The 26,552-nt window shown below is 73.1% G+C and carries 28 protein-coding genes and 1 pseudogene; 19 read left to right on the forward strand and 10 right to left on the reverse strand.

Going from position 1 to position 26,552, the window contains the following annotated elements:
- Positions 1-7: 7 nt before the first annotated feature.
- Genes ACFQGL_RS16195 through cofC form a run of 3 tightly spaced genes read right to left on the reverse strand, consistent with a single transcriptional unit; the run spans position 8 to position 3,288 of the window.
- Entirely contained in the window at positions 8-2,365 is a 2,358-nt protein-coding gene (locus ACFQGL_RS16195) for an RNA degradosome polyphosphate kinase (RefSeq protein ID WP_377512392.1), read from the reverse strand.
- A 54-nt stretch (positions 2,366-2,419) separates the two neighbouring features.
- Positions 2,420-2,617, reverse strand: a complete 198-nt coding sequence (locus tag ACFQGL_RS16200) for a cold-shock protein (protein ID WP_121677258.1) — start codon at positions 2,615-2,617, stop codon at positions 2,420-2,422.
- Between the two features lie 23 nt (positions 2,618-2,640).
- Positions 2,641-3,288, reverse strand: a complete 648-nt coding sequence (gene cofC / locus ACFQGL_RS16205; protein ID WP_377512395.1) for a 2-phospho-L-lactate guanylyltransferase — start codon at positions 3,286-3,288, stop codon at positions 2,641-2,643.
- Positions 3,289-3,415: 127 nt separating this feature from the next.
- On the opposite strand from cofC, the gene ACFQGL_RS16210 reads away from it, so the two are divergent.
- The 5 genes from ACFQGL_RS16210 to ACFQGL_RS16230 all read left to right on the forward strand — a co-directional run bounded on the left by ACFQGL_RS16210 (position 3,416) and on the right by ACFQGL_RS16230 (position 8,402).
- Complete coding sequence (locus ACFQGL_RS16210; protein ID WP_377512398.1) at positions 3,416-4,153, forward strand: lysophospholipid acyltransferase family protein; 738 nt, start codon at positions 3,416-3,418, stop codon at positions 4,151-4,153.
- Entirely contained in the window at positions 4,150-5,157 is a 1,008-nt protein-coding gene (locus tag ACFQGL_RS16215) for an NAD(P)H-dependent glycerol-3-phosphate dehydrogenase (protein ID WP_377512402.1), read from the forward strand. Before ACFQGL_RS16210 ends, ACFQGL_RS16215 begins: the two co-directional genes overlap by 4 nt.
- Positions 5,158-5,164: 7 nt before the next feature.
- Positions 5,165-6,283 (forward strand): cystathionine gamma-lyase, encoded by a 1,119-nt coding sequence (locus ACFQGL_RS16220; RefSeq protein ID WP_377512405.1) that lies wholly within the window; start codon positions 5,165-5,167, stop codon positions 6,281-6,283.
- Between the two features lie 145 nt (positions 6,284-6,428).
- Entirely contained in the window at positions 6,429-7,217 is a 789-nt protein-coding gene (locus ACFQGL_RS16225) for a putative protein N(5)-glutamine methyltransferase (protein ID WP_377512408.1), read from the forward strand.
- A 135-nt stretch (positions 7,218-7,352) separates the two neighbouring features.
- Positions 7,353-8,402 carry an ROK family protein gene (locus ACFQGL_RS16230; RefSeq protein ID WP_377512410.1) on the forward strand — a complete coding sequence of 350 codons (1,050 nt, stop codon included), beginning with the start codon at positions 7,353-7,355 and terminating at the stop codon, positions 8,400-8,402.
- A 24-nt stretch (positions 8,403-8,426) separates the two neighbouring features.
- On the opposite strand, the gene ACFQGL_RS16235 is transcribed toward ACFQGL_RS16230, so the two are convergent.
- Positions 8,427-8,627, reverse strand: coding sequence for a DUF397 domain-containing protein (locus ACFQGL_RS16235; protein WP_377512413.1), 201 nt, complete (start codon positions 8,625-8,627; stop codon positions 8,427-8,429).
- Positions 8,628-8,632: 5 nt separating this feature from the next.
- The gene (locus ACFQGL_RS16240) at positions 8,633-9,478 is read right to left on the reverse strand and encodes a helix-turn-helix domain-containing protein (RefSeq protein ID WP_377512415.1); all 846 of its coding nucleotides are present in this window, start codon (positions 9,476-9,478) and stop codon (positions 8,633-8,635) included.
- Positions 9,479-9,754: 276 nt separating this feature from the next.
- On the opposite strand from ACFQGL_RS16240, the gene ACFQGL_RS16245 reads away from it, so the two are divergent.
- Entirely contained in the window at positions 9,755-9,973 is a 219-nt protein-coding gene (locus ACFQGL_RS16245; protein ID WP_377512418.1) for a hypothetical protein, read from the forward strand.
- A 191-nt stretch (positions 9,974-10,164) separates the two neighbouring features.
- Entirely contained in the window at positions 10,165-11,265 is a 1,101-nt protein-coding gene (locus ACFQGL_RS16250) for a D-alanine--D-alanine ligase family protein (RefSeq protein WP_377512421.1), read from the forward strand.
- 112 nt (positions 11,266-11,377) lie between these two features.
- Here ACFQGL_RS16250 and ACFQGL_RS16255 read toward each other — a convergent pair whose 3' ends face one another.
- Positions 11,378-12,061 (reverse strand): DUF3515 family protein, encoded by a 684-nt coding sequence (locus ACFQGL_RS16255; RefSeq protein WP_377512424.1) that lies wholly within the window; start codon positions 12,059-12,061, stop codon positions 11,378-11,380.
- Positions 12,062-12,295 carry an Lrp/AsnC ligand binding domain-containing protein gene (locus ACFQGL_RS16260; RefSeq protein WP_013284547.1) on the reverse strand — a complete coding sequence of 78 codons (234 nt, stop codon included), beginning with the start codon at positions 12,293-12,295 and terminating at the stop codon, positions 12,062-12,064. It lies immediately after the preceding gene.
- Between the two features lie 153 nt (positions 12,296-12,448).
- Between ACFQGL_RS16260 and ACFQGL_RS16265 the strand changes: the two genes are divergently transcribed.
- Both ACFQGL_RS16265 and ACFQGL_RS16270 read left to right on the forward strand, forming a co-directional pair.
- A complete protein-coding gene (locus ACFQGL_RS16265) occupies positions 12,449-13,381 on the forward strand; it encodes a thiamine-phosphate kinase (protein WP_377512543.1) in 933 nt (310 codons plus the stop codon).
- The gene (locus tag ACFQGL_RS16270; RefSeq protein ID WP_377512427.1) at positions 13,378-13,872 is read left to right on the forward strand and encodes a GNAT family N-acetyltransferase; all 495 of its coding nucleotides are present in this window, start codon (positions 13,378-13,380) and stop codon (positions 13,870-13,872) included. Before ACFQGL_RS16265 ends, ACFQGL_RS16270 begins: the two co-directional genes overlap by 4 nt.
- Positions 13,873-13,888: 16 nt before the next feature.
- Here ACFQGL_RS16270 and ACFQGL_RS16275 read toward each other — a convergent pair whose 3' ends face one another.
- Both ACFQGL_RS16275 and rpmB read right to left on the reverse strand, forming a co-directional pair.
- Positions 13,889-15,145 (reverse strand): ATP-grasp domain-containing protein, encoded by a 1,257-nt coding sequence (locus ACFQGL_RS16275; protein WP_377512430.1) that lies wholly within the window; start codon positions 15,143-15,145, stop codon positions 13,889-13,891.
- Between the two features lie 178 nt (positions 15,146-15,323).
- The gene (gene rpmB / locus ACFQGL_RS16280) at positions 15,324-15,515 is read right to left on the reverse strand and encodes a 50S ribosomal protein L28 (protein ID WP_007456456.1); all 192 of its coding nucleotides are present in this window, start codon (positions 15,513-15,515) and stop codon (positions 15,324-15,326) included.
- A gap of 239 nt (positions 15,516-15,754) precedes the next feature.
- Between rpmB and ACFQGL_RS16285 the strand changes: the two genes are divergently transcribed.
- Positions 15,755-17,368 (forward strand): DAK2 domain-containing protein, encoded by a 1,614-nt coding sequence (locus ACFQGL_RS16285; RefSeq protein WP_377512433.1) that lies wholly within the window; start codon positions 15,755-15,757, stop codon positions 17,366-17,368.
- Complete coding sequence (gene recG, locus ACFQGL_RS16290; protein WP_377512436.1) at positions 17,365-19,563, forward strand: ATP-dependent DNA helicase RecG; 2,199 nt, start codon at positions 17,365-17,367, stop codon at positions 19,561-19,563. The genes ACFQGL_RS16285 and recG overlap by 4 nt, the downstream gene beginning before the upstream one ends.
- A gap of 98 nt (positions 19,564-19,661) precedes the next feature.
- Here recG and ACFQGL_RS16295 read toward each other — a convergent pair whose 3' ends face one another.
- Complete coding sequence (locus ACFQGL_RS16295) at positions 19,662-20,624, reverse strand: LPXTG cell wall anchor domain-containing protein (RefSeq protein WP_377512439.1); 963 nt, start codon at positions 20,622-20,624, stop codon at positions 19,662-19,664.
- A gap of 305 nt (positions 20,625-20,929) precedes the next feature.
- Between ACFQGL_RS16295 and rsmD the strand changes: the two genes are divergently transcribed.
- The 8 genes and pseudogenes from rsmD (at position 20,930) to mutM (ending at position 26,460) form a co-directional block, all read left to right on the forward strand.
- Positions 20,930-21,493, forward strand: a complete 564-nt coding sequence (gene rsmD / locus ACFQGL_RS16300) for a 16S rRNA (guanine(966)-N(2))-methyltransferase RsmD (protein WP_377512442.1) — start codon at positions 20,930-20,932, stop codon at positions 21,491-21,493.
- On the forward strand, positions 21,490-21,972 hold the full coding sequence (gene coaD / locus ACFQGL_RS16305) for a pantetheine-phosphate adenylyltransferase (RefSeq protein ID WP_377512445.1): 483 nt from the start codon (positions 21,490-21,492) through the stop codon (positions 21,970-21,972). Before rsmD ends, coaD begins: the two co-directional genes overlap by 4 nt.
- 225 nt (positions 21,973-22,197) lie before the next feature.
- Entirely contained in the window at positions 22,198-22,695 is a 498-nt protein-coding gene (locus ACFQGL_RS16310) for an SPFH domain-containing protein (protein ID WP_377512448.1), read from the forward strand.
- 112 nt (positions 22,696-22,807) lie between these two features.
- The gene (locus tag ACFQGL_RS16315) at positions 22,808-23,371 is read left to right on the forward strand and encodes a YceD family protein (RefSeq protein WP_377512450.1); all 564 of its coding nucleotides are present in this window, start codon (positions 22,808-22,810) and stop codon (positions 23,369-23,371) included.
- 5 nt (positions 23,372-23,376) lie between these two features.
- Positions 23,377-23,550, forward strand: a complete 174-nt coding sequence (rpmF, locus tag ACFQGL_RS16320; protein WP_377512453.1) for a 50S ribosomal protein L32 — start codon at positions 23,377-23,379, stop codon at positions 23,548-23,550.
- 114 nt (positions 23,551-23,664) lie between these two features.
- The gene (locus ACFQGL_RS16325) at positions 23,665-24,651 is read left to right on the forward strand and encodes a phosphate acyltransferase PlsX (protein ID WP_377512456.1); all 987 of its coding nucleotides are present in this window, start codon (positions 23,665-23,667) and stop codon (positions 24,649-24,651) included.
- A pseudogene (rnc, locus tag ACFQGL_RS16330) lies at positions 24,648-25,367 on the forward strand (ribonuclease III); the annotation flags it as partial. The gene ACFQGL_RS16325 and the pseudogene rnc, both read left to right, overlap by 4 nt.
- A 235-nt stretch (positions 25,368-25,602) precedes the next feature.
- A complete protein-coding gene (gene mutM, locus ACFQGL_RS16335; RefSeq protein WP_377512459.1) occupies positions 25,603-26,460 on the forward strand; it encodes a bifunctional DNA-formamidopyrimidine glycosylase/DNA-(apurinic or apyrimidinic site) lyase in 858 nt (285 codons plus the stop codon).
- Positions 26,461-26,552: the final 92 nt, after the last annotated feature.

Here is a 26,552-nt window from a genome sequence, read left to right on the forward strand (position 1 = left end):
CGTCCGGTCAGCCGGCGGTGCCACCGACGCGGCGCAGCAACAGTTCCTGGAGATGGTCCATGGTCGCGTCGTCGCCGCCGGTACGCCGGGTCCAGCAGCCGTCGCCGCTCAGCTCGAAGGCGTCCACCTCCGGGCTCATCGCCAGGGTCAGCACGTGGTCCAGTTCGGCGCGGGCCACCGGATCGCTCACCTGCACCAGTGCCTCGACCCGCCGGTCCAGGTTGCGGTGCATCAGGTCGGCCGAGCCCATCCAGAACTCGGCCTCGCCGTTGTTGCCGAACCGGAAGATCCGGGAGTGCTCCAGGAACCGGCCGAGGATCGAACGGACCCGGATGTTCTCCGACAGCCCCGGCACCCCCGGGCGCAGCGTGCACATGCCCCGGATGATCAGGTCGACGTGCACACCGGCCTGCGAGGCCCGGTACAGCGCGTCGGTCACCCCCTCGTCGACCAGCGAATTGACCTTGAACTGGACCAGGCCGGGCATGCCCAGCCGGACGTGCGAGATCTCCCGCTCGATCCGCTCGATCAGGCCGCTGCGGATGCCCTGCGGGGCAACCATCAGCCGCCGGTACGCGGTCTGCCGGCTGTAGCCGGTGAGCACGTTGAACAGGTCGGTGAGGTCGGCGCCGATCTCCGGGTCGGCGGTCAGCATGCCGAAGTCCTCGTACAGCCGGGCGGTCTTCGGGTGGTAGTTGCCGGTGCCGATGTGGCAGTACCGGCGGATCTGGTTGCCCTCCTGCCGGACCACGAGCGCGGTCTTGCAGTGCGTCTTCAGGCCGACCAGGCCGTACACCACGTGGCACCCGGCGCGTTCCAGGGTGCGGGCCCAGCCGATGTTGGCCACCTCGTCGAAGCGGGCCTTCACCTCCACCAGCACCACCACCTGCTTGCCGGCGGCGGCCGCGTCGACCAGGGCGTCGACGATCGGCGAGTCACCGCTGGTGCGGTAGAGGGTCTGCTTGATGGCCAGCACGTTCGGGTCGGCGGCGGCCTGCTCGATGAAGCGCTGCACGCTGGTGGCGAACGAGTGGTACGGGTGGTGCACGAGGATGTCCCCGTCGCGCAGGGTGGCGAACACGCTGCGTGGCACCTCGCCCTCGGCGAGCCGGGGATGGGTGGCCGGCACGAACGGCGGGTCCTTGAGGTCCGGCCGGTCCGCCTCGCCGTAGACCTGCCACAGCGCCGAGAGGTCCAGCAGCCCGGGGATCCGCAGCACGTCCTGGTCGTCCATGTCCAGTTCGCGGACCAGCAGCTCCAGCATGTGGTCGGAGATCGACGCGGCCACCTCCAGCCGGACCGGCGGCCCGAACCGGCGTCGGGCCAGCTCCCGCTCCAGGGCCTGCAGCAGGTCCTCGTCGCGGTCCTCGTCGACCTCCACCTCGGCGTTGCGGGTGACCCGGAACAGGTGGCACTCGACCACCTGCATGCCGCTGAACAGCTGCCCCAGGTGCACCGAGATCAGGTCCTCCACCGGCAGCATCCGTACGCCCGGCTGGTCCCGGTCCACCCGGACGAAGCGGGGGACGTTGTTCGGCACCTTCACCCGGGCGAACAGCTCCGAACCACCGTCCGGGTCGCGGACCGCCACCGCCAGGTTCAGCGAACGCCCGGAGATGTACGGGAACGGGTGCGCCGGGTCCACCGCGAGCGGCGTCAGCACCGGGAAGATGTGCTCGCGGAAGTAGGTGCGCAGCCGCTCCCGCTCCGGGTCGCCCAGCTCACCCCAGCGCAGGATCCGGATGCCCTCGTCGGCCAGCTTGGGCAGCACGTCGTCCACGAAGCAGGCGGCGTGCCGGGCGCCCAGTGCGGCGGTGCGCTCCGCGATCAGCTCCAGCTGGGTACGCAGGGGCAGCCGGTCCCCGCCGCGTACCGGCAGGCCGGCGGAGAGCCGTCGCTTCAGCCCGGCGATCCGCACCATGTAGAACTCGTCCAGGTTGCTGGCGAAGATGGCCAGGAACTTGGCCCGTTCGAGCAGCGGGGTGCGCTGGTCCTCGGCGAGCGTGAGGACCCGGGCGTTGAAGTCGAGCCAGGACAGCTCCCGATTGAGGAACCGGTCCTCCGGCAGCGGCGCGGCGGGCGGGGGCTCGTCGTCCGGGTCGTCGCTGCTCGGGGGGCCGACCTCCAGCGCCGGGTGCACCCCACCGGCCGCCGGGCCGTCCGTGTCGGTCGGCGCGACGGCGGGATCGAGCACCTCGTCCAGACCAGAGGAGGCCGCTGCGTCGTCGTCGAGCGTGTCGGCGCGGGCGGCGCCGGCCTGTTCGGCTCGGGACGGCCGGAAGCGACCGTCGGTGCCGCGGATGCGGGTGCCGTTGCGGTAGTCGGTGGTGGGCGGGCTGGCCGGGTGCTCGCGAGGGGTACTCACCCGCTCATAATCACCCGATTCCGGTTAACGCAAAATGAACTTGGCCTCGACGGCTCAGCTCATCGTCGGCAATGTCACCCGGACGACCTCGCCGTCTGGATCGGTGTCGATCCTGACGCGTTGGCCGAGCCGCAGCAGCCGCAGGCCGGAGGCATCGAAGGCGCGGGCCGGAAAGCGCAGCTCGGTGCCGTCGTCGAGCAGCAGAACCCCGCTGCGTGTCGCCGCGTCGTAGCTGGCCACCGTGCCCTGCATGCTGGCACCGTACACCGGATGGGTCAGCCCGCGGCCCGGGCCGGGCGTACCACCTCGACCAGCGCGGCGGTGCGCGATCCCAGCCCGAGCGCGGCGGCGTCGGCCAGGTCCGCGGCGGTGTCCACGTCCCGGCGCAGGCTGGGCCAGTCGCCGGTCAGCGCGAGCGCTCCGCTCGCCGCGTGTGCCGCCGCCGAGCCGACCCCGAATCGCGGGTCCAGGTCGACGCCCGGCGGCGCGGCGAGCAGCACCGTGCCGCCGCCCGGTGCGTCCGGCACGAACCGGCGTACCCCGGTTCGCCCGTTCTGCGCCGCGAGCAGCGCGCCGGCCAGCTCGGCCGGCCGCAGCGCCGGCAGGTCGGCGGTGATTCCGGCCACCCATCCGGCGGGGACAGCTGCCGCGCCGTGCCGGAACGCCGCGTTCAGGCCGGCGTCCGGCTCGTCGGGCAACACCCGGGCCCCGAGGGCCCGGGCCGCCGCCGCCACCCGGGCGTCGTTGGTCACCACCAGGGCCTCGGCGACCGCCGGGCAGGCCAGCACCGCGCGGAGCGTGTCGGCCGCCAGCGCCAGCGCCAGCTCCTCGTGCGGTACGCCGACCAGCGCCCCCCGCAGCCGGCTCTTGGCCGCGCCCAGACGCTTCACCGGCACCACCACGGCCCACCTCGGCTGACTCACGCCCGCAATCCTGCCAGCCGGACGGCGGGACCCTCGCTGGCCGTACCGGGGGCGAGCAGGCATGATTTCCGCTGCGGGTGTCGCGGGCGAGGTTCCGTGACGGGGTAGGGCGCGACGAGGAGGCACAGTGGCACGGCGGAGGCTGGGATTCTGGCAACGGTTCGCCGTGGGGTTGGTGAAGCCGGCGATGACCGTCTGGACCCGGCGTACCTGGCGAGGCCAGGAGCACCTCGGCCGGGACGGCGGCATGATCATCGTGGCGAACCACATCTCGCACGCCGACCCGCTGGTCTCCGCACACTTCATCTACGACTCCGGGCGCTGGCCGCAGTACCTGGGCAAGGCCAGCGTGTTCCGGGTGCCGGTGGTGGGCTGGATCCTGCACCGGTGCCGCCAGATCCCGGTCGAGCGGGGCAGCGTGGACGCGGTCCGCTCGCTGGAGGCGTCGATCGCCGCGCTCGCCGAGGGGGGTGCGGTGGTGATCTACCCGGAGGGCACCACCACCCGCCAACCGGAGCTGTGGCCGATGAAGGCCAAGACGGGTGCCGCCCGGCTGGCGCTGGCCACCGGCGCGCCCGTGGTGCCGCTGGTGATGTGGGGGCCGGAGCGAATCTTCGATCCCCGGACCAGCCGGCTCAACCCGCGCCCACGGATCCCGGTGACCGTGGTCGCCGGCGAACCGGTCGACCTGAGCCGGTGGGCGGACGCCCCGCCGACCCGGGCCACCCTCGAGGAGATGACGGAAGCCATCATGCTGCGGCTACGGGACATGCTCGCCGAGATCCGTGGCGGCACCCCGCCGCCCCTGTGGGAACGACCGGCCCGGCCGTCCGCCGAACGTCAGCAGCAGGGCGAAGCGGCATGAGCGGCCACGTCGCGGTGCTCGGTGCCGGTTCCTGGGGCACCGCGTTCGCCAAGATCCTCGCGGACGCGGGGCGGGACGTGACGGTCTGGGCCCGCCGCGCGCCGGTGGCCGACAGCATCCGCGACGAGCGGCGCAACCCGGAGTACCTGCCGGACCTGCTGCTGCCCGCCCGCGTCACCGCCACCGCCGACGCCGTCGAGGCGCTCACCGGGGCCGAGCTGGTGGTGCTGGCGGTCCCGTCGCAGACCCTGCGCGGCAATCTCGCCGAGTGGGCCGGACACCTGCACCCGGACGCGACCCTCGTGTCGCTGATGAAGGGCATCGAGCTCGGCACCACCAAGCGGATGAGCGAGGTCATCGTGGAGACCGCCGGGGTGGCCGCCGACCGGGTGGTGGTGGTCTCCGGTCCGAACCTGGCCCCGGAGATCGCCGCCGAGCAGCCGGCCGCCACCGTGGTCGCCGGGACGAACAGCAACCGCACCACGCTGGTGCAGTCGTCGATCCGGACGCCCTACCTGCGGCCGTACACCAACGACGACGTGATCGGCTGCGAGCTGGGCGGCGCGGTCAAGAACGTGATCGCCCTGTCGTACGGCATCGCCACCGCGATGGGTTTCGGCGACAACACCCGGGCCATGTTGATGACCCGTGGACTGGCCGAGACGGCCCGCCTGGGCGTGGCGCTCGGCGCGGACCCGATCACCTTCGCCGGCCTGGCCGGCATGGGTGACCTGGTCGCGTCCTGCTCGTCCCCGTTGGCCCGGAACCGCACCTTCGGTGAGCACCTGGGCCGGGGCGAGACGCTGGAGCAGGCCCAGGCCGCCACCCGGCAGACCGCCGAGGGCGTCAAGAGCTGCCTGGCGATCCGCGACCTGGCCCGGGCGCACGGGGTGGAGATGCCGATCACCGAGCAGGTCGAGCGGATCTGCCACGAGGGGATGGACCCGCGTCTCGCCGTGGACACCCTGATGAGCCGGACCGCCAAGCCCGAGTCGTACGAGTGAGGATCCGATGAGCGATCTGGGGGACGGCACCCGCAGCGTGCGCGCCGGGCTGCCCGAGCCGGCGCCGGGTGAGCCGTTCCTGCCCGGACCGGTCTTCGCCGCGCCGTACCACCTCGACCCGTGGCAGGGCCCGGCCGGCTCGGCCAACGGCTACGGGCGGCCCGACAACCCGACCCGACGGCTGCTGGAGGCGGCCGTGGGCGAGTTGGAGGGCGGCGACTGCCGGGTCTTCGCCAGCGGTCAGGCGGCCATCACGGGGATGCTGCTCACCCTGCTGCGCCCGGGCGACACCGTGGTGCTGCCCACCGACGGATACTTCCCGGTCCGGGCGTTCGCCACCGACGTGCTGGAGGCGATCGGTGTCCGGGTGCTCTTCGTACCGACCGTCGGGCCGTACCCGTCGCTGGACGGCGTACGACTGGTGCTGGTGGAGACGCCGGCCAACCCGGGCCTGGACGTGGTCGACGTTGCCGCCCTGGCCGAGCGGGCGCACGCCGCCGGGGCGCTGCTCGCGGTGGACAACACCACGGCCACCCCGCTCGGCCAACGCCCACTGGACCTCGGCGCCGACCTGGTGGTGGCCTCCGGCACCAAGGCCCTCACCGGTCACTCCGACCTGCTGCTGGGCTACCTGGCCAGCCGGTCGGCCGAGCTGATCGGTGCGGTCACGGTCTGGCGCAACGCGACCGGGGCGGTGCCGGGCGCGTTCGACGCCTGGTTGGCGCACCGGTCGCTGGCCACCCTCGACCTGCGGCTGGCCCGGCAGACCGCCAACGCCGCGGCGGTCGCCGAGCTGCTGGCCGCCCGTCCGGACGTGATCGGGTTGCGCTGGCCGGGGCGGCCGGATGATCCCGCGTACGCGGTGGCGTCGGCGCAGATGCGTCGGATGCCCGGGGTGCTCTCCTTCGATCTGGGCGACGCCGACCGGGTGAGCCGGTTCGTCGACGCCGCCCGGCTGGTGGCGGCGGCCACGTCCTTCGGTGGCCTGCACACCACGGCGGACCGACGGGCCCAGTGGGGCGACGACACCGCCCCCGGCTTCGTGCGGCTCTCCTGCGGCGTGGAGGACACCGTCGACCTGGTGGCCGACATCGCCACCGCACTCGACGCCGCCGGGCCGGTCTGAGTTATCGTGTCGGCGGCCCGCGACAGCGGGTCTCGACCGGAGGAGGTGAGTCCGATCCGCCAACCAGTAGGACCGGCGCTTCCTCCCGTGTCCACGCCGCTCTAGCGGCCACGGGAGCGCCGGCGAGCGTTCCCGGAGGCATCTGATGGCAACCCCCTTCCCCAGCGACCGGTCCGCCCTCGTACGCCAGTTGCGGACCGCCGGCTGCGTCTACGCCGAGGACGAGGCCGATCTGCTGCTGGCCGCGGCGGAGTCCCCCGCCGCATTGGCTCACCTGACCGATCGCCGGGTGGCCGGCGAACCGCTGGAGTACCTGCTCGGCTGGGCCGAGTTCTGCGGCCTGCGGATCGCCGTCGACCCGGGCGTCTTCGTGCCGCGCGGCCGGACCGCTCTGCTGGTCGAGGCGGCCGCCGCGCTGACCGGTCCGGCGCCGGCCGTGGCCGATCTCTGCTGCGGTTCCGGGGCCACCACGGTCGCGCTGGCGCACCGGCTCGCGCCGCGCTGGCTGGCGGCAGCCGACATCGACCCGGCGGCCGTGGCGTGCGCGCGTCGTAACCTCGCCGGGCTGGCCGCCGAGGTGTTCGAGGGCGACCTGTTCACCCCACTACCGCCGCACTGGCGCGGACGGCTGGACCTGGTGGTCGCCAACGCCCCGTACGTGCCCACCGCGGCAGTGGCGTTGATGCCCCCCGAGGCGCGGCTGCACGAGGCCCCGGTGGCGCTCGACGGCGGCCCGGACGGGCTCGACGTGCTACGCCGTGTGGCGGTCGGCGCGGCCCGGTGGCTGGCGCCCGCTGGGCACCTCGTCGTGGAGGTCAGCGACGCACAGGTGGGCGCGCTCTGCGCCGCGCTCGACGCGGTCGGGCTGGTGCCGACCGTGCGGCACGACGAGGACCTGGACGCCACCGCGGTGACCGCCCGACGCCCAGCCTGACCCGCGCCGCAGGCTCGGGCCGGCAAGGGCAGGGCGGTCGCTCACGATCACCGATGGGTGGGGTGGCCGGGGCGGCGGGGGTACCGGGTTGGCACTAGCCTCGGCTCACACTTACCACGGCGGGAGGCGGTTTCGGTGGGCAGCGCAGGAGTGCCGGTGGTCGTCGGGCTGGACAACGGCGGCACCAGCAACAACGCCACCGTCCTGACGGTGGACGGCCGGTTCCTGGTGGACGGGCTGCTGGAGATCCCGAGCGAGGTACGGGCCGGGCCGGACGCGGCGATCGAGGCGCTGGCCCAGGCGCTGGACGGCGCTCTGGCGCAGACCGGTGTGCCCCGCGACCTGGTCCGCGCGGTCGGGCTGGACACCCCCGGGCCGGCCAGCGCCACCGGCGTGATCTCGTCCCGGGGCTCGACCAACTTCTCGCAGCCGGCCTGGCGTGGCTTCGACGTGCGGGGCGCGCTGGAGCGGCGGCTCGGCATTCCGGTGATCTACCACAACGACGGCAACGCCGCCGCGCTCTACGCCCACCACGTGTACTTCGGTGCCGAGGCGATGAACCGGTCGTCGGTCTCCGCGATCGTCGGCACCGGCCTGGGCGGCGGGGTGGTCGAGAACGGCCGGGTGATCGCCGGCGCGGCCGGCATGGCCGGGGAGCTGGGTCACGTGCACATCCCGCTGAACGGGCTGCTCGGCCCGGGGCAGCCGGAGCCGACCTGCGCCTGCGGCTTCACCGGGGACGTCGAGAGCGTCGCCTCGCTGACCGGCATCGAGCGCAACCTGCTGCCGTACTGGCTGACCCGGTATCCCGACCACCCGCTCGCCGCCGAGCCGGTGGCCCGGGCCGCGAAACTGGTCCGCGGTTACGGCGAGCGGGGGGACGAGATGGCTCGGGACCTCTTCACCCAGCAGGCGATGGCGTTGGGCCGGCTGTTCACCGTGGCGGCGAACTTCACCGACCCGCACGCGTACTTCGTCGGCGGCGGAGTGGTCGAGGCGGCGCCGGAGTTCCGCGACTGGTTCCTGGCGACGGTCCGCGAGCACACCGTGCTCCGCGAGGAGCAGGCGGCGGTGGCCACGTTCGCCCTGGTGCCGGAGCGGGACATGGCCGGTGCCCGGGGGGTGGCGATCGCCGCGCTGGAGGCGCTGCGCGCCGTCCCGGAGCCCAGCCCGCTGGTGGCCTGAGCCGGTGCCGGCCCGCCCCGCCGGTCAGTGGCGAGGCGGTGCCTGGGCGAAGGCGGCCCAGGCGTGCGGCGGGAACAGCAGAGCCGGACCGGACGGGTCCTTGGAGTCGCGGACGGCCACCAGCCGCGGGATCGCGGCGACCTCCACGCAGGCACCCTCGTCGCCGCTGCGGCTGCTCTTGCGCCACGCCGCCGCGGCCAGTGCCGCTGTGATCGTCGGTTTCATCGGGCCTACCGTCCCTTCAGGACTGACAGGAGCTTGGCGCGGCTGTCCGCCGGGCTGAGCGCCACGCTGCGCAGATGCTCCATGATCTTGGTGCAGGTACGCGTCTCGCCGGCCCGGTCGAGGATCATCTGGCCGGCGACGGTCTCCACCGAGGCGATGATCGGGTCTTCCGGGTCGGCGAACTCCAGGATGTGCAGCGAGCCTCGGGTGCCGCGGTGGTAGCCGGCGGACAGCGGGATCACCTGGACGGAGATGTTCGGCAGCTCGGCCATCTTGACCAGGTGGCGTAACTGCCCGTCCATCGCGGACTGGTCGCCGACCGGGCGCAGCAGTGCGCCCTCGTCGATGATCGCGTCGAAGATGGGCGGGTTGTCGCCGGTCAGTCGCTGCTGCCGGTCCAGCCGGACCTTGACCCGCTGCTCCACCAGGTCGTCGCCGAGGGTGTGCGGGCCGCCGCGCATCACGCCGCGGATGTAGTCCGAGGTCTGCAGCAGGCCGGGCACCACCGAGGGCTCGAAGTTGGCGATCGAGATGGCCTCGGCCTCCAGCGCGATGAAGTCGATGGTGCGGGGACTCAGCAGGTACGAGTACGAGACCCACCAGCCTGGTTTGCGGGCGTCCTTGGCGAGCTGCACGGCCGCCGCGATCTCCTCCGCGCCCACCCCGTACGAGGAGAGCAGGGCCCGCACAGTGGCCGGGCTGATCAGCGTCTGCGCGTTCTCGTACCGGGAGAGCGTGCTGCGGGTGCTGTTGATCTCATCCGCCGCGGTCTCCAGCGTCAACCCGGCGGCTTCCCGGTGGGTGCGCAGGGCGATGCCGAGCCGGCGGGCACGGGCGGTCTTCGGGGCCATGCATCGATGGTCGCACACATTTGCGGGAACGTGTGCATGAGAGAACGTCGATGAGAGTTGCATTCACGGCTCTACACGTGTCAATCTGTCATCGCGTCCTCACCGCCGGTTGTCGTGGCGACGGTGGTGGTGAGCGACCGGAGGGGATGGGGCGCGCGGCGATCGGGTTTCTCCCCCGTACCCGATCGTCGCGTGCCGCCGCCATCCCGGCCCGCCGGAAGGAGACGACGTGCGTACCGTTCCGGAGCCCCGCGCCGTGCACCCGGACGGCCGACGATGACCCGTTTCCTGGTGGTGCTCACCGACGTGCGTCCCGTCGAGGGCATCGACCGCAACGAACGGACCACGCCCGAGCGCCGCCGTCAGGTCGTCGGCGCCAGCAGTCGAGAGGCCGCCGACCGGATCGCCGGGGCCTTCATGGCGCTGGGCATGGTGCGGGCCGGCCGGCAGCGGGTCAAGGTGATCGCGGTCGGCCGGAGGCACTCCCGGGACTGAGCTGCCCCGCACGTCGGCGCCACTGGGCGGAGATCCCGTCACACACCGTATATCCTGTGTTGACCGATTGCGTGTCGCGCCGTGGCTCGCCGGGTATCGCCGCGCCTCATCGCCACGCACAGTAAGGTCAACCGGGTGAGCGCCACCGGCGAGCACGACCAGCCGCAGTCGCGTACGAAGAGGTGACCGGAGTGACCACCCCAGGCAAGACCCGCGTGGCGATCGTCTTCGGCGGCCGTAGCCCGGAGCACGGCATCTCCTGCGTCAGCGCTGGCAGCGTGCTCGGCGCGCTCGACCCGGACGAGTACGAGGTGGTGCCGGTGGGCATCACCCGGGCCGGCCAGTGGGTGCTGACCAGCGGCGACCCGATGAAGCTCGCGATCGACGCCCGGCAGTTGCCGGAGATCACCGCCGACTCCGGCACGGACATCGTGCTGCGCGCCGATCCGACCGGCAGTGGGCTGATGGTGCTCGACCCGACCGAGGGCCCCCGGGCACTGGCCGACGTGGACGTGGTCTTCCCGGTGCTGCACGGCACCTACGGCGAGGACGGCACGATCCAGGGAATGCTGGAGATGGCCGGCATCCCCTACGTCGGGGCGAACGTGTTCGCCTCCGCCGCCGCCATGGACAAGGAGTTCACCAAGAAGCTCTGCGCGGTCGAGGGCATCCCGGTCGGCCCGTACGCGGTGCTGCGCAACGGAATGACGCTCGGCGAGCTGGACAAGGAGCGGCTCGGCCTGCCGGTCTTCGTGAAGCCGTCCCGCGCCGGCTCGTCGTTCGGCATCACCCGGGTCACCGACTGGGCGCAGCTGGACGCGGCCGTCGCCACCGCCCGGCAGTTCGACCCGAAGGTCATCATCGAGGGCGCGATCGTCGGCCGCGAGATCGAGTGCGGTGTGCTGGAGGGCGAGGCCGGCGGTGCGCCCGAGGCGTCCGTGCTGGCCGAGGTGCGGGTCGTCGCCGACCACGACTTCTACGACTTCGAGGCGAAGTACCTCGACGACTCGTGCGAGTACGACATCCCGGCCGGCCTGCCGGACAAGGTGACCCGCCAGGTCCAGGAGTACGCGGTCCGCGCGTTCACCGCGCTGGACTGCGCCGGCCTGGCCCGGGCCGACTTCTTCGTCACCCCGGAGCTGGACGTCTACCTCAACGAGATCAACACGATGCCCGGGTTCACCCCGACGTCGATGTTCCCGCGGATGTGGGCGGCCTCTGGCCTGGAATATCCGAAGCTGGTCAACCGGCTGATCCGCACCGCCCAGCGACGCGGCGTCGGCCTGCACTGAGCGCCCGGGCGGCAAGCTGAGCCACCACGGCAAGCTGATCCCGCACGGCAAGCTGATCCCGCACGGCAAACGGCCCCGCAGGCGAGCCTGCGGGGCCGATCGGTGTACGGGGTCAGGCCCGGCAGCCGGCGGGGATGTCGCCGCCGGAGGGCACCGCGGCCACGATCGCGTTGGAGACCGGCGCCACCCACTGCAACGGCTGCTCGTAGGAGCCCGGGATGCGCACCGTCACCAGCGTCTCCCGGTCGACCGTGGTGAGCGTGGTCGCCCCGTCCTGCTCGACCGGGTGCCAGCAGACCCCGTTGACCCGCCAGACCTCGTCGGTGGCCGGGAGGGTCGGCTCGGTGCCGCCGCAGGCCACGGTCAGGGCGGGATCGCCGTACGCGGCGTTCTGTTCCGGGCCGGCGGTGACCGGACGCTGGGCCAGGTCGCGGACGGTCGACGGAAGTTGGGAGAGCAGGGCGCGGCAGACCGTGGCCGGGCGGGCGGCCAGCGCCGGGGCGGCCATCTCGACCGGTGCGGTGGACTGCACCCGGGCGGTGGTCGCGGAGGGGCTCGGCGTGGCGGCCGGCACCTCGGGGGAGAGCTTGCTGAAGGCCAGCACGGCCACCAGCAGTGTGATCGGCAGCGCGATCAACGTGGCCAGCAGAGCGGCGCCGCGCATCGTGCGGTCCCGGCCGGCCGGCGCGTCGACGGCCGGCTCGCGGGTGTCATCGGCCAGCTCGGGCGTCTCGTCGACCGCGTCGCGCGGCCCGTCGTCTTCGAGCGCGCCAGCGGAGGGTCTGGTCTCGTCCACTTACAGTCGCACCACCGAACACGTGAGGGTGCGGGTGATGCCGGGCACCATCTGCACCTTGCTGACGATGAGTTTGCCGAGCTCGTCGACGGTGTTCGCCTCGGTGAGGACGACCACGTCGTACGGCCCGGTGACGGCGTCGACGCGTACCACGCCGGCAAGGTCCGCGATGAGACCGGCCACGTCACGTGCCCGGCCGACCTCTGTCTGGATGAGGATGTACGCCTGAACCACGACTCGACCTCCGTCCGTCGCCGCCCCGGAGCGGCCCGAAGGGTGAAACTACCTTACGGACCAGGTCTGATCCCTATCGGTGGTCAAGGAGCAGCGGTGAGCGAGCACGGCGGAGCCGGGCAGAACGGGCGCAGCGTCGGTGGTGGCGCCAGCGTGGCCGGGATCGGTGAGTTCGGGTTGATCGGGCGGATCACCGCCCGACTGTCCTCGGGGCCGACCACCCTGGTGGGCCCGGGAGACGACGCGGCGGTGGTCGCCGCACCGGACGGCCGGGTGGCAGCCTCGACCGACGTCCTGGTCGACGGGCGGCACTTCCGGCGGGACTGGTCCTCGGCCCGCGACGTCGGGCACCGGGCGGCGGCGGCCAACCTGGCCGACATCGCCGCGATGGGCGCCACCCCGACGGCCCTGCTGGTCGCCCTCTGCATGCCGGCGGACCTGGCCACCGGCTGGGCGGAGGAGCTGGCCGACGGGCTGGCCACCGAGGCGGCCACGGTCGGCGCGAGCGTCGTCGGCGGGGACATGTCGGCCAGCCCCACCCTGACCGTCGCGGTGACCGCCCTGGGTGATCTGGGCGGCCGCGCGCCGGTGCTCCGCTCCGGTGCGCGACCAGGGGACGTGCTGGCCCTGGCCGGGCGCACCGGGTACGCGGCGGCCGGCCTGACCGTGCTCAGTCGTGGCTTTCGTACCCCGCGGCTGCTGGTGGAGGCGTACCGGCGGCCGGAGGTGCCGTACTCGGCCGGGCCGCAGGCCGCCCGCCTCGGCGCCACCTCGATGATCGACGTGTCGGACGGGCTGCTGGCCGACCTCGGGCACGTGGCGGTGGCCAGTCGGGTGGCGATCGACCTGCGCCGGGACGCGTTCGAGGTGCCCGCGCAGATGGCCGACACGGCCCGTGCGCTCGGCGTCGACCCGTACACCTGGATCCTGGCGGGTGGCGATGATCATGCGCTGGCCGCGACCTTCCCCCCGGCGGTGGCGTTGCCGCCGGAATGGCGGCCGGTCGGCCTGGTCACGGCCGGTGCCGGGGTGACGGTCGACGGTGCGCCGTACGACGGCCCGGGGGGCTGGGACCACTTCCGATGAGGCGTCGCGCCGGCCGTACTCTGGACACCGTGAGTGAGATCGAGATCCGGGTGGTGCGGTTCGACGCGCCGGTGGCGCAGCAGTTGATCAGCGCCGCGCTGGCCGACCTCGGTGTCCGTTACGGCGGCACCGGCGACGACACCCCGGTCCACCCGACCGAGTTCGAACCGCCGGACGGCGCGTTCCTCGTCGCCCACCTGGCTGGCGAGCCGGTCGGCTGCGGGGGCTGGCGCAGCCACGGCGAGGACACGGCCGAGCTGAAGCGGATGTACACCGTCCCGGCGGCGCGTGGGCGGGGCGTGGCCCGGGCGGTGCTGGCGGCCGTCGAGCGCTCGGCCCGTGAGCAGGGCCGCAAGCGGATGGTCCTGGAGTGCGGGGACAAGCAGCCCGAGGCGATCGCCATGTACGCCTCGGCCGGCTATGACCGGATTCCGAACTTCGGCTTCTACAAGGACGCGGAGGGCTGCATCTCCTTCGGCCGCACGCTCTGAGGCCGGCGGGGCGCGTTCAGCCGGTGGTGATCCGGATCTCCGCGGCGGCCCGGGCGGCAGCCGTGGTCGCCGCCGCCGGATCGGTACCCCAGGCCAGCACCTGGCCGCTGCGCTGCGCCGACGAGGTGACCTCGGACACCCGGTCGCCCACCGCCACGCCCACCCCGACGTTCAGCACGCCGGGCACCCGGCGGGCCGTGCGTACCCCGTCCACGGCGGTGACGGTGCCGGGCGGGGCGAGCAGGAACTCGACGGCCGCCGCGCCGGTCGGCCGGGCCGGCAGCGCCGGGCGTTCCCCGCGCAGCATCCGCAGGTACGCGGGGACGAACCCGGCCTCGTAGGCGATCGAGATCAGCGCGGTGATCAGGTCACCGGGTAGCCGGGCGGCGCACTCCACCAGCGCCGGGCCCTCGGCGGTACGGATCCACTCGCTGTGCAGCACGCCGGTGCGGAAGCCGGCGGCTCCGGCCAGTCGGGTGGCCACGTCGAGCAGTTCCCTGCGGGCGTCCGGGCGCAGCGCGGACGGCACGGTGTGCCCGGTCTCCACCGGTCGACCACCGGTCAGCACCCGCTTGTCGGTGACGTTGCCGAAGCACACCTCGCCGTCGGCCACCAGCAGCTCCACGCTGTGCTCGGTGCCGATCAGCACCTGCTCGGCGAGGACCGCCGTGGGCAGGCCCCGGCTGGTGGCGTCGGGCGGCGTTTCCGGGTCGGCGCTGGCGGTCCACGCGGCGGCGACCAGCGCCGGATCGCTGATGATCTGCACGCCGAGGCTGCCGGCACGGCGGGTCGGCTTCAGCACGCACCGTCCGCCCTGCCGGCGGGCGAACGCGGTCGCCTCGGCGGCCGTACCGACCAGCTCGAACGCCGGATTGGTGAGGCCGGCGGTCGCGGCGAGCACGCGCATCCGGTGTTTGTCGGTGAAGACCTCGGCGGACTTGACGCCGGCACCGGGCAGACCGAGCGCCTCGGCCAGTTGGGCGGCGGCGAGCACCCCGTACTCCTGACCGGGCAGCACCAGCCGCGCCTCGGCCAGGCCCGGCTCCCGGGCGAGCAGCGCTTCCGCGTCCAGGCCGGTCTGGTACTGCGCCGGCACCAGCCGGGACACGAACGGCAGCGCGGCGCAGTGCCGGTCGAGGTCGCGACGGCGGATAACGTCGGGTTCCTCGACCACGACCACGCTGTCGGCGGGCAGCAGGTCACCGAGCCCGCGCAGCAGGTCGAGCGCGGAACCCAGCATGACCATCTCGTCTCGGCCCAGGTCCAGCTGCACCGGTCGCCCCTTCGTCCGGCCGGAATCCGACGCCCGGCGCAGCGCGACACTAACCGGGCGGCGGCCGGGAAACGAGGCCGCGTCGCCTACGCGTCAGCGACCCCGCGCGGACACGACAGAGCCGGCGGACCGCAGGGGTCCGCCGGCTGAGCCGTACGAGAAGGTGGGTGCTACCGCGTCAGGCGCGGGTGACCTTGCCGGCCTTGATGCACGAGGTGCAGACCTGCAACTTCTTGGTGTTGCCGCCACCGGCCGGGGTACGCACCGACTGGATGTTCGGGTTCCAGCGGCGGTTGGTCCGCCGGTGCGAGTGGGACACGTTGTGGCCGAAGCCCGGTCCCTTGCCACAGACGTCGCACACGCTAGCCACGGGATACTCCTGGGATTGATACGTTCATGAGGTCGCCGGCAGGTGCTGCCCGGGCAACCTGGTCAGGTTACCCGATGACCCGCCGACCCGGCCAACCGCCCCGGTCGGGTGACCAGGCCGGTGCGGCGGCAAGGGTACCGGAGGCGGCTACCCGAGCGTGGTCCACGGCCCGGGTCGGGGCGTACGGACGCGCCGGACGAGTCCGACGGGTGTCGGCGTGCGCCAGTAGGCTTCTGGCCGTGCTGGACACCCTCGACGCCGCCGCGGTCCGCCGCTGGTGTGCGGGCGGGTTGGCCGCGCTGAAGCGCCACCAGGGCGAGATCGACGAGCTCAACGTCTATCCGGTGCCCGACGGCGACACCGGCACCAACCTGGTGCTCACCCTCACCTCGGCCCAGCAGGCCCTGTCGATGGATCTGGCCACGCTCCCGGACGGCGGGTCCACCGCGCACGGGCACGCTCTGCGGCTGATGGCCCAGGGCGCGCTGCTCGGTGCGCGCGGCAACTCGGGGGTGATCCTCTCGCAGATCCTGCGCGGCTTCGCCGACGTGGTCGCCGTCGCGCCGACGGTGCGCGGGCGGGAGTTGGCCGCCGCGCTGCGGTCCGGCACCGCCGCCGCCTACACCGCGGTCGCCCGGCCGGTCGAGGGCACCCTGCTCAGCGTGGTCGCGGCAGCCGCCACCGCGGCCGAGCGGGCCGACACCGACGATCTGCCGACGGTGGCCCGGGCCGCCGCGCGGGCGGCGACCGAGGCGCTGGCCCGCACCCCGGAGCAGCTGCCGGCCCTGGCCCGCGCGGGCGTGGTCGACGCCGGCGGCCGAGGGCTCTGCGTGCTGCTCGACGCCCTGGTCGAGGTACTCACCGGTGAGACCGCCGCCCGGCCCGCGCCGGCGCCGCGCACCGCCCGTCCGGCGACCACCGTCGCCCGGGAGACCGGCTCCGAGGAGTACGCGTACGAGGTGCAGTTCCTGCTCGACGCGGGCGCCGAGGCGGTGGCCGGGATGCGCGAGGCGCTGGGCGCACTGGGGGACTCCCTGGTCGTGGTCGGCGACGGGCGCGAGCCGGAGGGCACCTGGAACGTGCACGTGCACGTCAACGACGTGGGCGCGGCGGTCGAGGCGGGGGTCGCGGCCGGCCGTCCGTACCGGATCTCGGTGACCCGCTTCGCCGACCAGCCGGCGCCGTCGCCCGGCCCGGCGACGGACGGCCGGGCCGCCGTGGTGGTGGCGACCGGCGTCGGGATCGCCGCGCTGTTCGCCGCGGAGGGTGCCACGGTGGTGCCGGGCAACCCGTCCACCGGGGAGTTGCTGGACGCGATCCGCGGCACCGGCGCGGCTCGGGTGGTGGTGCTGCCCAACGATCCGAACACCGAGGCGGTGGCGAGCGCGGCTGCCCGCGAGGCGCACCGCCACGGCATCAAGGTGAGCGTGGTGCCGACCCGATCGCCGGTGCAGGCGCTGGCCGCGCTCGCGGTCCGCGACGGTGGCCGCCGCTTCGAGGACGACGTGATCGCGATGGCCGAGGCGGCCGGCGCATGCCGCTACGCCGAGGTCTGCCACGCGAGCCGGGAGGCGCTGACCGTGGCCGGCCCGTGCCGCACCGGCGACGTGCTGGCGCTGGTCGAGGGCGAGGTGCACCTGATCGGCACCGACCTGACCGACACCTGCGCGGCGGTGGTCGACCGGATGCTCGGCGGCGGCGGGGAGCTGGTCACCCTGCTGGCCGGGGTCGACGCGCCGGCCGGGCTCACCGACGCCGTCCGCGCACACGTCGCGCGGCGCTGGCCGTTCGTCGAGGTGCAGGCTTACCCGGGCGGCCAACCCTATTATCCGCTCCTGGTGGGGATCGAATGAGCGAAGCGGCCACGGTGGACACTCCGCTGAAGAAGCTGGTCGGGGACAAGACGGCCAAGGCGTTGGCCGACCACCTCAACCTGCACACCGCAGGTGACCTGGTCTATCACTTCCCGCGCCGCTACGACGAGCGCGGCGAGCACACCGACATCCGCTCGCTGGACGTCGGCGAGCAGGTCACCGTGCTGGCCCAGGTGCAGCGCACCGCCGTACGCCCGATGCGCCAGCGCCGGGGCAATCTGCTGGAGGTGACCGTCGGCGACGGCTCCGGCGGGTTGCTGACGTTGACCTTCTTCGGCAACCAGGCCTGGCGGGAGCGGGAGCTGCGTCCGGGCCGGTGGGGGATGTTCGCCGGCAAGGTCACCGAGTTCCGGGGCAAGCGCCAGCTCAACGGCCCGGAGTACGTCCTGCTCGGCGAGAATGGCGACGGCGAGGCGGCGGTCAGCGACGAGATCGAGGAGTTCGCCGGCGCGCTGATCCCCGTCTACCCGGCCGCGGCGGTGGTGCCGACCTGGGTGATCGCCCGCTGCGTACGGGTCGTACTGGACACGTTCACCCCGCCGGAGGATCCGTTGCCGGCCAGCGTGCGGGCCAGCCGCAACCTGGTCGGGCTGGGCGCCGCGCTCAAGGAGATCCACCGGCCGTCCACCAAGGAGGAGCTCTACCGGGCCCGCCGGCGGCTCAAGTGGGACGAGGCGTTCGCCGTCCAGTTGACCCTGGTGCAGCGCAAGCACCGGGCCGCCGACTGGCCGGCCCGACCGCGTCCGGCCCGCTCCGGAGGCCTGTTGGACGCGTTCGACGCCCGGCTGCCGTACGAGCTGACCGACGGTCAGCGCGACGTCGGCGTGGAGATTGCCGCCGACCTGACCGCCCCGCACCCGATGCACCGGTTGCTGCAGGGCGAGGTGGGCTCGGGCAAGACGGTGGTGGCCCTGCGGGCGATGCTCCAGGTGGTCGACGCGGGCGGGCAGGCGGCGCTGCTGGCGCCCACCGAGGTGCTGGCCGCGCAGCACCACCGCGGGATGCTCGACCTGCTCGGTCCGCTCGGGCGGGCCGGCGAGCTGGGTTCCGCCGAGCACGCGACCCGGGTGGAGCTGGTCACCGGCTCGCTGGGCGCCGCGGCCCGTCGGCGTGCCCTCGGCGAGGTGGCCAGCGGTGCCGCCGGCATCGTGCTCGGCACCCACGCGTTGCTCTACGAGGGCGTCGACTTCGCCGACCTCGGCCTGGTGGTCGTCGACGAGCAGCACCGCTTCGGTGTGGAACAACGCGACGCGCTGCGGGCCAAGGCCGACCAGCCGCCGCACGTGCTGGTCATGACGGCCACCCCGATCCCGCGTACGGTCGCGATGACCGTCTACGGCGACCTGGAGGTCTCCACCCTCTCCCAGCTGCCCCGGGGGCGTTCGCCGATCGCCTCGCACGTGGTGCCGGCCGCCGAGAAGCCAGCCTTCCTGGACCGGGCCTGGCGCCGGCTGCGCGAGGAGGTGGCCGCCGGCCATCAGGCGTACGTGGTGTGCCCGCGCATCGGTGACGGGCCGGGCGCGGACGAGGAGCCGCCGCCGGAGGACGACAACGGCCGACGGCCGCCGCTGGCGGTGACCGAGGTGGCCCCGCTGCTGGCCGAGGGGCCGCTGAACGGGCTGCGGATCGGGGTGCTGCACGGCCGCCTGCCAGCCGACGAGAAGGACGCGGTGATGCGTTCGTTCGCCGCCGGTGACCTGGACGTGCTGGTGGCGACCACCGTGGTCGAGGTCGGCGTGGACGTGCCCAACGCGACCGTGATGATCGTGCTGGACGCCGACCGGTTCGGTGTCTCGCAACTGCACCAGCTGCGGGGCCGGGTCGGCCGGGGCGCCGCCGCCGGGCTCTGCCTGCTGGTCAGCGAGGCCGCCGAGGGTTCATCGGCGCGCGAGCGGCTGGACGCGGTCGCGTCCACCGGCGACGGTTTCAAGCTCGCCGAGCTGGATCTGGAGCAGCGTCGCGAGGGCGACGTGCTGGGGGCCACCCAGTCCGGGCGCCGCTCGCATCTGCGGCTGCTGTCCCTGCTGCGCGACGCCGACCTGATCCGCGACGCCCGCGCCGAGGCGATCACCCTGGTCGAGGAGGACCCGGAGCTGACCCGCAATCCGGCGCTGGCCGCCTCGGTGGCGGCGCTGGTCGACGAGGATCGCGCGGAATACCTGGAGAAGGGCTGACGCCCGGCCCGATCAGGTCGTACGTGGAAATGGCCGAGGGCGCGCCGACCGGATGGTCGACGCGCCCTCGGGCTTAGCGCAGTTCAGCGCCGTTCAGCTCAGGCGGTGAACCGGAGCCGACGACGACGGGCGATCAGGAACAGACCCGCACCGACGGCCAGCAGGAGGACGGCGCCACCAGCGATCGTGGTGGTGTTCGAGCCGGTGAGCGGCAGGCCGCCACCCTCGCCCTTGTCGCACTCGGCCGGCTGCTCCCAGGCGATCGGCTCGGTGTCGTCAAGGCCCTCGGCGGCCGGCGTGACGGTGAGGCCCTTCACGGCGTCGAAGGAGACCGAACCGGTCTTGCCCGGCTCGACGGTCAGCGTCTTCACCTCGCCCTTGTTCGGGGTCAGGGTGATCTTGACGGTCTTGCCGTCCGCCGGGTTCTCGATCGTGAAGATGAGCTCGTCACAGGTCGACTCGACGGTGCCCACCGGCTCGGCCGGCACCGGGGTGGCGGTCGGGGTCGGGCTCGGCGACTCGCTCGGCGACTGGCTCGGCGACGGAGACGCGGTGGTCGGGGTGGGGGTCGGCGACGCCGGCGTGGTGGGGGTCGGGGTCGGCGTCGGGCTGCTCGGCGTCGGGGTGGGCTCCGCCGCGCAGGTACCGGCCCGGGTGGCCTCCACCGTCCGGTGCTCGGTGATGATGCGGTTCGGACGCTCCCAGCGCGCCTCGACGGTCAGCTCGATCTTCGGCTGCCGCTCGGCGAACCGGTAGGTCTGGGTGGCGGTGAGGAAACCCGTGCCCTTCGCCGGCAGAGTGGCGTCGAGCTTCAGGTCGCCGCTGGTGAAATCACTGGGGACGGTCGACTTGACCGAGGTGATCTTGGCAGTGATGTCCTCGCTGTTGCCGACCTTCCAGGTCACCGTGGCCTGGCCATCGGCCGCGAAGCAGTAGGTGCCGGAGGGCTCGGGGTGGTGGGCGCTTGCGGGGGCCGCCATGGTGCCGACACCGGCGAGGCCGATCAGCGCACCGGCGGCGATGGCCGCGACGCGCCGGAACGGAGACTTCGGACGGATCACTGGTACTCCTGAATAACGGAAGCGTTAGGGGCGTGGCGCGGGAGCGACAGTGGACGGTCACCGCACGTCCGAATGTAGGGAGGCGCTCCCGAGCCGTGGGCCGACGGTTTGCCGCCGGCACCCGGCCGACCCTAGCGAGATCGTCGCTCGTGATACAGCGCTCATGATTTGCTAAGGGTGATGTTATGAATTTGAGATCATTGATATACGAGAAGTGATCATGTGATCGCGGTGCCGGTACCGACCTGGTCGGCGGTCTCCTCCGGCGGCTCGCGTAGCGTCGCGGGCATGAGCAGGAGGAGATGGTGACCCGGATCGTGGCCGGGACGCTCGGCGGCCGACGGATCGCCGCGCCACCCGGTGCCGGCACCCGACCCACCTCCGACCGGGTCCGCGAGGCGCTCTTCAGCGCCGTCCAGGCCGAGGTCGATCTCGACGGTGCCCGCTTCGCCGATCTGTACGCCGGTTCCGGAGCGGTCGGGCTGGAGGCGCTCTCCCGGGGGGCCAGGCACGTGCTGCTGGTCGAGTCCGACCCCCGGGCCGCCCGGGTGATCCGAGAGAACGTGGCGACCCTGCGGGTCACGCCGTCCGCCCGGTTGGTGACCGGCAAGGTGGCGACCGTGCTGGCCGGTGGCCCGGACGGAGGGCCGTACGACGTGGTCTTCGCCGACCCGCCGTACGCGGTGTCGGACGAGGAGATCACCGGACTGCTGGCCACGCTGGTCGACGGCGGCTGGTTGGCGACCGACGCCCTGGTGGTGGTGGAGCGGTCCAGCCGCACCGGGCCGGTCGACTGGGTGGACGGGATCACCGCCGAGCGCAGTCGCCGTTACGGCGAGACCACCCTTTGGTACGGTCGCCGATCATGAGACGTGCGGTGTGTCCCGGCTCGTTCGACCCGGTCACCAACGGACACCTCGACATCATCGGCCGGGCCAGCCGGCTGTTCGACGAGGTGATCGTCGGCGTGCTGGTGAACCAGTCGAAGAGCGGCCTGTTCACCGTCGAGGAGCGGATCGACATGCTCCGCGAGGTGACCTCCTCGTACGGCAACGTGCGGGTCGAGTCGTTCCGAGGTCTGCTGGTCGACTTCTGCCGGGCCCAGCAGGCGAGCGTGCTGATCAAGGGCCTGCGCGCGGTCAGCGACTTCGACTACGAGTTGCAGATGGCCCAGATGAACATCGGGCTGGCCGGGGTCGAGACGCTGTTCATGCCGACCAACCCGCTCTACTCGTTTCTCTCCTCCAGTCTGGTCAAGGACGTGGCCAAGTGGGGCGGCGACATCTCCGCCCACGTTCCGGACCCGGTCCGCGAGGCCCTTCAGTCCCGACTCGGCCCGCGCGCCTGACCGCGCCCCTCCGCGATCTTGCACTTGCGGTCCCGTGATCGCCCCTTATGAGCGCTTCGCCCCGGCAGTAACTGCAAGATCGGCGGGCTGTGACAGTGTCGCGACGCGCCGGGCCGGGGTGGATCGGGCAGGTGTGGGGTCGGCACGACATGATTGGTGAAGCGGGGAACCGGCCGTAGCCCGCATCATGGAGGTCGGCCGACGAACGACAGGAGTGAGGTACCGGTGGACCCGCTCGATCGCATCGACGAACTGATCGCCATGGTGGAGCAGGCCCGCTCCGTCCCGATGTCGCGCAACAACTGCATGCTCGACCGGGGCGAAGTGATCGCGGCCCTGGACGAGATGCGTGCCGACCTCCCCGCCGACCTGCGGCGGGCCGCCGCGCTCCTGGACGAGCGCGACAAGATCATGGAAGCCGGCAAGCGCGAGGCGGACCGGATCATCAGCGAGGGTGAGGCAGAACACGCCCGCCTCGTTTCGGTGAATGAGATCACTGTCTCGGCCGAGCACGAGGGTGCCCGGATCATCGCGGAGGCCCGGGCCGAGGCGCAGCGCCTGCGCGAGGAGGTCGACGACTACGTCGACACCGCCCTGGCCAACTTCGAGCAGTTCCTCACCCGGGCGCTGGCCTCGATAGAGCGCGGCCGGGACAAGATGCACGCGTTGCGGGAGATCGGCACCTTCGCTGGGGATGAGGCGGAACGCCCGCTACCCTTCTGAGCGGCACCTCACCAGCCGACATCTCCAAGGGCGGGCGTCGCCCCCGGTTCGACGGTCCGGCGGTCGCCCAGGTAACCTTTTTTGTCGGCCTCTCACCGGCCGGAGTCTGACTATGCCCAAACACTCGCCATCGACACTCAACCCCAAGTCGCCGCTGGTTCTCGACACGAGGGAACTGCCGCGTCGCCCTGGCGCGTTGCGTACGGTCCAGCGGGTCGTGCCGGCACCGGCGGACCTCGGCCTGGAGTTGATCAGCGTGCCGGAGGGCGCGGACCTCGACCTCGATCTGAGGTTGCAGTCGGTGTCCGAGGGCGTGCTCGTCACGGGGACCATCACCGGTCCCGTCCGCGGCGAGTGCGGCCGTTGCCTGCGCCAGATCGACGACTCGATGGCCGTGACGATCCAGGAGCTGTACGCGTACGAGAACAGCACCACGGACGCCACGACCGACGAGGACGAGGTGGGCCGGATGCAGGGCGATCTGATCGACCTGGAGCCGGCGCTGCGGGACGCGTTGGTGCTCACGCTGCCGACCAACCCGCTCTGCCGGGAGGACTGCCCAGGACTGTGCCCCGAATGTGGGGCGCACTGGGACGATCTGCCGGCCGACCACAGTCACCAGCAGATCGACCCGCGTTGGGCGGGCCTGTCGCAACTGACCCGTACAGAGGAGTAAGAACCGTGGCCGTCCCGAAGCGCAAGATGTCGCGCAGCAACACCCGGTCCCGCCGGGCGAACTGGAAGGCGGCCGTGGTCGCGACCGTCGCGTGCCCGCAGTGCAAGTCCCCGAAGCTGCCGCACGCCGCCTGCTCCGTCTGCGGCACCTACAACGGCCGCCAGGTCATCGAGGTCTGACCTGGACGCCGAGTGACGCCCCCGACCCCAGGTCGGGCGGCGCGTGCACCCTGGCATTCGCCCGGTGACCCGGCTCCCTCCGACGCCGGCCGACCCAATCCGGTCGGCGTTCCAATGGAGCCGGGCACCGCGCGGATCGCCGTTGACCTCCTCGGCGGGGACGACTCTCCCGCCGTCGTGGTTGACGGCGCTCTGCGGGCCGTACGCGCCGACCCCGACCTGCATCTGCTGCTCGTCGGCCCGACCGAGGTGGCCGACGAGCTCATCGCTGCCCTCGAACCGGCCCAGCGGGCCCGGATCACGGTGCGGCCGGTCCGTGACGCCGTCGGCATGGCCGACCATCCCAGCGCCGCCCGCGCGGAGAGCACCGTGCGCGCCGCCGTCAACGCCGTCCGCGACGGCACCGCCGACGCCCTGGTCTCCGCCGGTGCCACCGGTGCCACCGTCACCGCCGCCGTGCTCGGCCTCGGCCGCTGGCCGGAAATCCGGCAACCCGCCCTGGTCGCCACCCTGCCCGCAGTCGCCGGGCCGGTCGTCCTGCTCGACGTCGGCGGCTCGCTGGAGCCCCGCCCGGCCACCCTCGCCCGGCACGCCGTGCTCGGCGCCGCGTACGCCGCGGTGGCGCACTCGATCGCCGCACCGCGGGTCGGACTGCTCTCGGTCGGCACCGAGGCCGGCAAGGGCGACCGGGTCCGTCGTGCCACCGACCCGCTGCTCGTCGCCGAACCGCTGCCCGGCGGGGCGCGCTACGTCGGCCTGGTCGAGGGGTACGACGTGGCCCTCGGCGCGCGCGCCGATGTGGTGGTCACCGACGGCTTCACCGGTAACGTGCTGCTCAAGGCGATCGAGGGCGCGTACGCGATGGCCGGTGGACCACCGGCCAGCGGTGGCGCCCCTCGCGCCGCCGCTCTGCTCGGCGTCGCCGGGACGGTGGTCGTCTGCCACGGCGCCGCGCGCGCGGACGACGTCGCCTCCGGCATCGCCCTCGCCGCCCATCTGTGGCGCCGGCACGCCACCGACCTGATCTGCGCGTTGCTCGACGGCGACGCCGCGACGGACCGCACCGACCGCACCACCGACACCGAGGTACGCACATCATGAGCAACGACAAGCGGCGGCGGGCGTCCGTCGGTCACCTGGAAGCCGCGTTCGGCGTGAGTCTCGAACCCGACCTGCTGGAACGTGCGCTGACCCACCGCTCGTACGCCTACGAGAACGGTGGTCTGCCCACCAACGAGCGGCTGGAGTTCCTCGGCGACTCGGTCCTCGGCGTGGTGATCACCACGGCGCTCTTCCACAATCACCCGGACCTGCCCGAGGGGCAGTTGGCCAAGCTGCGGGCCAGCGTGGTCAACATGCGCGCGCTCGCCGACGTGGCGCGTGGCCTCGGCCCGGACGGCCTCGGGGCGTACCTCCTGCTCGGCAAGGGCGAGGAGACCACCGGCGGCCGGGACAAGGCGAGCATCCTCGCCGACACGCTGGAGGCGCTGCTCGGCGCGATCTACCTCCAGTACGGCCTGGACACCGCCGGGATCGTCATCCACCGGCTCTTCGACCCGCTGATGGCCGAATCGGCCGGCCGGGGCGCCGCCCTGGACTGGAAGACCAGCCTCCAGGAACTGACCGCGGCGCTCGGGCTCGGCGTGCCGGAATACCGGATCGAGGGCACCGGCCCGGATCACCTCAAGACGTTCACGGCCTGGGTGGTGGTGGCCGGCAACCGGTACGGCGGTGCCGAGGGACGCAGCAAGAAGGAGGCCGAGCAGCGAGCCGCCGAGGCGGCCTGGCGGATGCTCGCCGACCAGAACGACGAGAAGGACCAGGACGGCTCGGCCGACCGGGAGGCGCCGGTCGCGCCGCAGGAGCGGGCCGACCGGGCGGCCCGGGCCGAGCAGGCCGACCACGAGGCGCAGGCCATGCCGGCCGACGTCGCGGCGGAGCAGGCCGCACGCAACGGCGCGGGCCGGAGCGCCAACGGCGCGCGACCGCACACCGACGACGGGGCCGTCGAACCGGCCGGGGCCGACGACCGCAGCACGGCAGGACCGACCCGTGCCTGAGCTGCCCGAGGTGGAGACCGTCCGGCGGGGGCTGGCCCAGTGGGTCACCGGCCGCCGGATCGCTTCGGTGGAGGTACGGCACCCGCGCGCGGTCCGCCGGCACGTCCCCGGCGGCGTCCACTTCGCCGACGTGCTCGCCGGCCGGACCGTGCTGGACGCCCGCCGCCGCGGCAAGTACCTGTGGCTGCCACTGGACAGCGGCGACGCGATCATCGGGCACCTCGGCATGTCGGGCCAACTGCTGCTCCAGCCGCCCGGCACCGCGGACGAGACCCACCTGCGGGTGCGGTTCCGGTTCGCTGACGACGGGCCGGAGCTGCGCTTCGTGGACCAGCGCACGTTTGGCGGGCTGTCGGTCAGCGAGGGCGGTGCCGATCTTCCCGCGGAGATCGCCCACATCGCCCGGGACCCGATGGACCCGGAGTTCTCCGACGCGGCGTTCGTCGCCGCACTGCGCCGTCGGCGGACCGAGGTGAAGCGGGCACTGCTCGACCAGACCCTGATCTCGGGCGTGGGCAACATCTACGCCGACGAGGCGCTCTGGCGTGCCGGGCTGCACGGCGTACGACCGACCGACGCACTGACCGGGCCGGCCGCGCAGCGCCTGCTCGGCCACGTCCGCGACGTGCTCTCCGAGGCGATCAAGGAGGGCGGCACCAGCTTCGACGCCCTCTACGTCAACGTCAACGGCGAGAGTGGCTACTTCGACCGGGCGCTGAACGTCTACGGCCGCGAGGGTGAGCCGTGCCGACAGTGTGGCTCACCGGTCCGCCGGGAAGCCTTCATGAACCGCTCCTCGTACAGTTGCCCGCGCTGCCAGCCGCGGCCCCGGGGTTCCCTTCGGGGATGACCCGGAGGCGGCTCCGGGTCGGTTCCGGCGGGTCGCGGCCGGCCACTCCGGGGTGGGACCCCGGCGGTCGTCCGGATCGCGGGCTTTCGCCC

The sequence above is a fragment of the Micromonospora vulcania genome, assembly GCF_042658605.1.
GTDB lineage: Bacteria > Actinomycetota > Actinomycetes > Mycobacteriales > Micromonosporaceae > Micromonospora > Micromonospora vulcania.